This window comes from Roseburia porci (assembly GCF_009695765.1).
Lineage (GTDB): Bacteria > Bacillota > Clostridia > Lachnospirales > Lachnospiraceae > Roseburia > Roseburia porci.
This window is the reverse complement of sequence record NZ_VUNI01000058.1, coordinates 1-1,533: the sequence shown is the minus strand read 5'-3', so window position 1 is coordinate 1,533 and position 1,533 is coordinate 1. Positions and strand designations below refer to the sequence as shown.

The window sequence follows — 1,533 nt, the reverse complement described above, 5'->3', positions numbered from 1 at the left end:
TTTTATTTACCGTCCTCCCACACCACCCGGCATACGGTTCCGTACCAGGGCGGTTCTTTAGTTTTCACTAACTATTAGATAATAGTCAAGCATGGATGTATATCCCAGCTTGGCTATTATTTTCTTTGAAAAGATTTGGTTCAAGGCTTTCGCCATTCTCCAGTAACCTTTTCTACTATAAGCAAGTTCCTTGACTTTCCAATCTTCTAGCCCCAGCGCTTTCAGCATTCGATATTTTGTCTTGATTCTCTTCCATTGTTTCCAATAGACTGCTCGGATTCTCCGTCTTGCCCATTCATCCGTTTTTATGAGAAGTCCTTTCATGTCTGCCAGCCTGAAATATTCCACCCAGCCTTGCACATACTCTTGATATTTCTTCTCACGTACTTCATTGCTAATGCCTTTATTTCGGTCGGTGAGTTCTCTGATTTTGTCTTTCATCTTAATTACCGACTTTGGATGTATTCTTAATCTGCATTTTCCCTTATGTCTATAAAAGGAATAGCCAAGATACTTGACCTTGCTGATGTGTGCCACCTCTGTTTTCTTCCGATTAACTTTGAGGAATAGTTTTCCTTCTATAAACGGAATAATGTTTTCTAAGGTTCTTTCTGCACTTTTCCTGCTTTTGCAAAAAATCATACAGTCATCTGCATAGCGGACAAATCTATGTCCTCTACGTTCCAGTTCCTTGTCCAACTCATTTAGCATTACATTACTAAGTAACGGACTAAGCGGACCACCTTGTGGCATACCGACCTCTGTACGTTCAAACATTCCATTTGCGATTACTCCCGCATTCAGGTATTTGTGTATTAAAGATATCACTCTGCCATCTTTGATGGTTTTTGACAATACTTCTATCAGCTTACTCTGGCATACGGTGTCGAAGAACTTTTCCAAGTCCATATCTACCACATATACATAACCATCGTTTACATGCTTTTGGCATTGTCTAAGGGCATCGTGTGCTCCTCGCTTTGGCCTGAATCCAAAACTGTTCTCTGAGAATTGCTCCTCATAGATTGGCGAGAGTTCCTGTGCTATTGCCTGTTGTACAACTCTGTCAACAACAGTTGGAACTCCAAGCTTTCTGAACTCGCCTTTTGTTTCCTTGGGTATTTCTACCCTTCGAACCGGGGTAGGTTTATATTTTCCTTCCCTTATCTCCTGGATTAAGGATTCCTGGTTTTCTCTAAGGAAGGGCAGAAGTTCATCCACCTGCATACCATCGATTCCGCCTTTTCCTTTGTTTTTCCTGACTTGCTTATAGGCGTTGTTAAGATTGTCTTTTCGCAAAATCAGATCCAGAAGATTGTTCGTCCAATAGTCTGTGATGACACCGCTCTTTTCAGTAATCTTAGAGTAGTCGAACACTTCTGCATACTCTTTCTGTTCCGCAGATACCATTTGCAGATAGTCTTCCATATGAAGTTGTCTGTTCTTAAATCTACTTTCAGTTACATTCATTGCTTGTGTCTCCTAAAGTTCAGCCCTTCGCCGATGTCTTAAGCCATCGGTTTACTATGGCTT

At 41.1% G+C, this 1,533-nt stretch carries 1 protein-coding gene; it reads right to left on the bottom strand.

Features of this window, described 5'->3' with window-relative positions:
* Positions 1-57 precede the first annotated feature (57 nt).
* Positions 58-1,470 (bottom strand): group II intron reverse transcriptase/maturase, encoded by a 1,413-nt coding sequence (gene ltrA, locus FYJ75_RS14250; RefSeq protein WP_075680656.1) that lies wholly within the window; start codon positions 1,468-1,470, stop codon positions 58-60.
* Positions 1,471-1,533 lie beyond the last annotated feature (63 nt).